The following is a 4,956-nucleotide window of genomic DNA, read 5'->3' on the forward strand; positions in this document are numbered from 1 at the left end:
CCATTGAAGAAAATTACGATTTAATAAAAGATATATACATACAAATAGAACCTTTTAAAGACCGTAGAGCTGGCAAATTGGCTGGAGGAATGAAACAAAAACTCGCTTTGTGCTGTGCTTTAATTCATAAGCCTAAAGTATTGTTTTTAGACGAACCAACCACAGGAGTTGATCCTGTTTCAAGAAAAGAATTTTGGGAAATGTTAAAACGTCTACAAAAAAAGGGTATAACGATTTTGGTGTCAACTCCATATATGGATGAAGCAGAATTATGCGATAGAATTGCATTGATTCAAGATGGCAAAATTTTAGAAATTGATACTCCAGAATCTATTGTAAAGCATTATCCAAAACAAATTTATAACGTGAGTGCAAATAATATGTATCAACTAATTAATAGCTTAAATACCTATGAGCACAATCACAGTGTGTACCCTTTTGGTGAGTTTGTACATTATACAGATAGTCGAACAGATTTTAATCCAGAAGATTTAAAAATGTTTTTAGAATCTAATAATTTATCGAATGTAGAGATTAAAAAAACAGTAGCTACTATTGAAGATACTTTTATGGAATTAGCAAAATAGATGTCTGTTCGAGCACAATCGAGAACTATTAAGACATTTCGACTGCGCTCGATGAGACAAAATAGAAATTATGAATACTAACAAAGTCATACAAGTAGAAGGATTAACGAAAGTATTTGGTGATTTTACAGCTGTAAATGCTATTACTTTTCACGTAAAGAAAGGTGAAATATTTGGTTTTCTGGGAGCGAATGGAGCTGGAAAAACTACAGCTATGAAAATGTTGATAGGCATTTCTAATCCAACATCTGGCAAGGCTAATGTTGCAGGTTATAATGTCTTTACTCATGCTGAAAATATCAAAAAAAACATTGGCTATATGAGTCAGAAATTTGCTTTGTATGACGATTTAACGGTTAAAGAAAATATTACTTTTTTTGGAGGTATTTATGGATTATCAAGAAAACGAATAAAAGAAAAGTCTGAAGTTTTGATTAAAGAATTAGGGCTTGAAAAAGTTGAAAATAAACTAGTAGGTTCTTTACCATTGGGCTGGAAACAAAAACTATCCTTTTCTGTGTCATTATTACACAATCCAAAAATTGTGTTTTTAGACGAACCTACTGGAGGTGTAGATCCGATTACAAGACGGCAATTTTGGGAGCTCATTTACAAAGCAGCAAACCAAGGTACAACCGTTTTTGTAACCACACATTATATGGACGAAGCAGAATATTGCGATCGTGTTTCTATTATGGTAAATGGAAGAATAGAAGCTTTAGATACACCTAAAAAACTTAAAGAGCAGTTTAAAGCTGAAAACATGAACGATGTGTTTTTAAAACTTGCTAGAGAATGAAAAGATTTATAGGCTTCATAAAAAAAGAATTCTATCATATCTTTAGGGATAGACGTTCGTTGTTTATTCTCTTCGGAATGCCAATTGCGCAAATTTTACTATTTGGCTTTGCCATTACAAATGAAATTAATAATGTTAATATAGCCATCTTGGATCACTCAAAAGATGCAACCACAACAGAAATCATTAATAAAATAGCTGCTTCAAAATACTTCAGCATCAAACAAATGGTTACTAATGAAGCAGACATTGCTTCGGTTTTTCAAAAAGGACACGTAAAAGCAGTGTTGAATTTTGAAAAGGATTTTAGTAAAAATCTAATTAAAGATCACAAAGCAACTATTCAAATTATAACAGATGCTACAGACCCAAATACAGCAAATACTATAAGCAATTATGTAAATGCGATTCTTCAACAGTATCAAAAGCAGTTAAACAAAGACATTACTATTGCTTATCAAATTGTTCCAGAAACACGAATGGTTTATAATCCAGAATTAAAAAGTGTGTACATGTTTGTTCCTGGAGTGATGACTATTATATTGATGTTAGTTTCAGCAATGATGACTTCCATTTCCATTACTAGAGAAAAGGAATTAGGTACTATGGAAATACTTTTAGTATCTCCATTAAAGCCTATTCAGGTAATTGTAGGGAAAGTATTTCCATATATTTTTCTATCAATTATTAACGCTGTTGTTATAGTCGTGTTGAGCATCTTTATCTTTAATATGCCTGTTCAAGGTAGTTTATTTCTTCTGGCACTAGAGAGTGTATTGTTCATTATCACAGCATTGGCTTTAGGTATATTAATCTCTACCATTTCTGCTACACAACAAACAGCTATGATGATTTCCTTAATGGGTTTGATGCTTCCAGTGATTCTATTATCTGGTTTTATTTTTCCTATTTCAAGTATGCCTTTACCATTGCAAATGATCAGTAATATTATTCCTGCTAAATGGTTTATCATCATTATCAAAGGCATAATGCTAAAAGGTGTAGGATTACAATTTATCTGGAAAGAAACTTTGATCTTATTAGGAATGACAGTTTTTTTCATTGGATTAAGTGTGAAAAAATATAAAATCAGGCTCGAGTAATGAAAACAATTTTATACATCATACAAAAAGAGTTCAAGCAAATTTTTAGAAATAAAGGGATGCTTCCTATCATTTTTATTTTACCATTATTACAACTCGTTATTTTGTCTAATGCTGCCACTTTTGAAGTTAAGAACATCAAATTTGGTTATATTGATAACGACCATACATCAACGTCTAGATCTCTAATAGAACAGTTTTATGCGTCTACTTATTTTAATGTGTCAACAGATTTCCCTTCGAAAGTATTAGCCAGTGAAGCAATGTTGAATGGAGAAGTAGATGTTATTTTAGAAATCCCACAATATTTTGAACGCGATTTGCAAAAAGAAAAATACAACAATTTAGGAGTTACCATTAATGCTATTGATGGTGCAGCTGCTGGTGTAGAAAATGTATATGTTACTCAAATTGTGCAAAGATTTAATCAACATTTGAAAGTTGATTTATTGCAAGTTTCAGACCAACAAATACAGCCAATTAGTATTGAAACTATTCCATTATTCTGGTATAACGAAACTTTAAATTATAAAACGTTTATGGTTCCTGGTATATTGGTGCTATTGGTTACTATGATTACTTTATTCTTATCTGGAATGAACATTGTACGCGAAAAAGAAATTGGCACATTAGAGCAGATAAATGTGACACCAATTAAAAAAAGTCAATTTATTATTGGGAAACTATTTCCTTTTTGGGTCATTGGTATGGGCTTGTTAACTGTTGGGTTAATATTAGCAAAGGTAATCTTTAATGTTCCTATGATTGGTAGCTTACCATTAATGTATTTATACACGTCCATTTATATTTTGGTCATTTTAGGTATTGGTTTATTTATTTCAAATTTCACAGATACGCAACAGCAAGCCATGTTTATTGCTTGGTTTTTTACTGTGATTTTTATATTAATGAGCGGTTTATTTACACCTATAGAAAGTATGCCTAAATGGGCTCAAATAGTCACAGAATTTAATCCTATAAAATACTTTGTTGAAGTAATGCGAATGGTAATGCTAAAAGGTTCAGGGTTTATGGATATACTTCCACAATTATTAAAAACAATACTTTATGCAATAATTATGAATGGTTTAGCAGTTTGGAGTTATAAGAAGACCAATTGAAGTAGTGTAACATTAGATACAGTTTTCAATTTTTATTAATTCTAACTTTGATTTTTAATTAAAAAATCATGAGAAAAATACATTTAATATTAGTTCTTTCTTTATTTGCAATTGCAAACTCATTTGCACAAGACCAATTTACAGTTCAAATAGAACCTTTAACAATTACAAATGCGCCAAACGTTCATTCTTTCTCTTGGGGAAAAACTAATAATGGTAAATGGGTTATTATTGGAGGTAGAATTGATGGTCTGCATCAAAGGCAACCTTTTGCGGCTTTTCAAGAAAATGATAATAACAAAAGTGTTTATGTGATAGATCCTTTGACTAACCAAACTTGGAGTATGTCATTAAGTGTTTTACAAGCATCATTATTTGAGCAATTACAATCTACAAATCAAGAGTTTTACCAAAGAGGGAGTACACTTTATATAATGGGAGGCTATGGTTATAGTGCAACTCAAAATGATCATGTTACTTATGGTAAATTGACTGCTATAGACGTAGATGGATTGGCTACAGCTGTTATAAACGGAACTTTAATAACGTCTTTTTTTAGACAAATTACAAATAACAATCTTGCAGTTACAGGTGGGCAATTAGGTTTGCTTGATGATGTGTTTTATTTGTGCGGAGGACAATATTTTGAAGGTAGATACAATCCGCAAGGACCAAATAACGGACCTGGATTTATTCAAAATTATACAGATGAAATAAGGACTTTTGAAATTAGTGATGATGGGATAAACCTTTCAATATTAAATTATTCTGCTCAAAACGATACCAATAATTTACATAGAAGAGATTATAATATGTCGCCTCAGATTTTCCCAGACGGTTCAGAAGGCTTTACTATGTTTAGTGGTGTTTTTCAACATAGTGCGAATTTACCTTGGTTAAATACTGTAGATGTGACAGCTTCTGGTTATACAGTTAATAATACTTTCAATCAATATTTAAGTCAGTATCATAGCGCCAAAATACCCGTTTATGATATTTCGAATAATATAATGCATACTTTGTTTTTTGGCGGAATGAGTCAGTATAAATTAGATGTAAACAATAACCTTGTACAAGATAATAATGTACCATTTGTAAAAACGATAAGTAAGGTTGCAAGGCATAGTGATGGCTCTATGACTGAAAGTAGTTTAAATATAGAAATGCCAACATTATTAGGTTCTGGAGCAGAGTTTATTCCATTAGATAATAATTCTAATTATTTATCTGATCAAATAATAGACATCAATAATTTACAAGATGGGGTTACACTTGTTGGCTATATTTTTGGAGGCATTGAAAGTACTCAAGAAAATATCTTCTTTATAAATAATGGTACGCAGAGC

5 protein-coding genes are annotated in these 4,956 nt (G+C 31.1%); all 5 read left to right on the forward strand.

From position 1 onward, the window contains the following. Window positions 1-587 (forward strand): ATP-binding cassette domain-containing protein (locus QZZ53_RS16830; RefSeq protein WP_296386869.1); only part of this gene is annotated, 587 nt, incomplete at its 5' end. 70 nt (window positions 588-657) lie between these two features. After that, entirely contained in the window at window positions 658-1,386 is a 729-nt protein-coding gene (locus tag QZZ53_RS16835) for an ABC transporter ATP-binding protein (protein ID WP_296386871.1), read from the forward strand. Then, window positions 1,383-2,489 (forward strand): ABC transporter permease, encoded by a 1,107-nt coding sequence (locus QZZ53_RS16840; RefSeq protein WP_296386873.1) that lies wholly within the window; start codon window positions 1,383-1,385, stop codon window positions 2,487-2,489. Before QZZ53_RS16835 ends, QZZ53_RS16840 begins: the two co-directional genes overlap by 4 nt. Next, window positions 2,489-3,610, forward strand: a complete 1,122-nt coding sequence (locus QZZ53_RS16845) for an ABC transporter permease (RefSeq protein ID WP_296386875.1) — start codon at window positions 2,489-2,491, stop codon at window positions 3,608-3,610. The genes QZZ53_RS16840 and QZZ53_RS16845 overlap by 1 nt, the downstream gene beginning before the upstream one ends. 68 nt (window positions 3,611-3,678) lie before the next feature. Further along, the coding region (locus QZZ53_RS16850) for a hypothetical protein (RefSeq protein ID WP_296386877.1) at window positions 3,679-4,956 on the forward strand (1,278 nt) is incomplete at its 3' end.

This window comes from Winogradskyella sp. (assembly GCF_016744625.1).
Taxonomy (GTDB): domain Bacteria; phylum Bacteroidota; class Bacteroidia; order Flavobacteriales; family Flavobacteriaceae; genus Winogradskyella.

What these genes read in the sequence shown, in the direction of transcription:
- QZZ53_RS16845 (WP_296386875.1), top strand. Translation starts at nt 2,489, where the DNA reads ATGAAAACAATTTTATACATCATACAAAAAGAGTTCAAGCAAATTTTT.
- QZZ53_RS16835 (WP_296386871.1), top strand. Translation starts at nt 658, where the DNA reads ATGAATACTAACAAAGTCATACAAGTAGAAGGATTAACGAAAGTATTT.
- QZZ53_RS16840 (WP_296386873.1), top strand. Translation starts at nt 1,383, where the DNA reads ATGAAAAGATTTATAGGCTTCATAAAAAAAGAATTCTATCATATCTTT.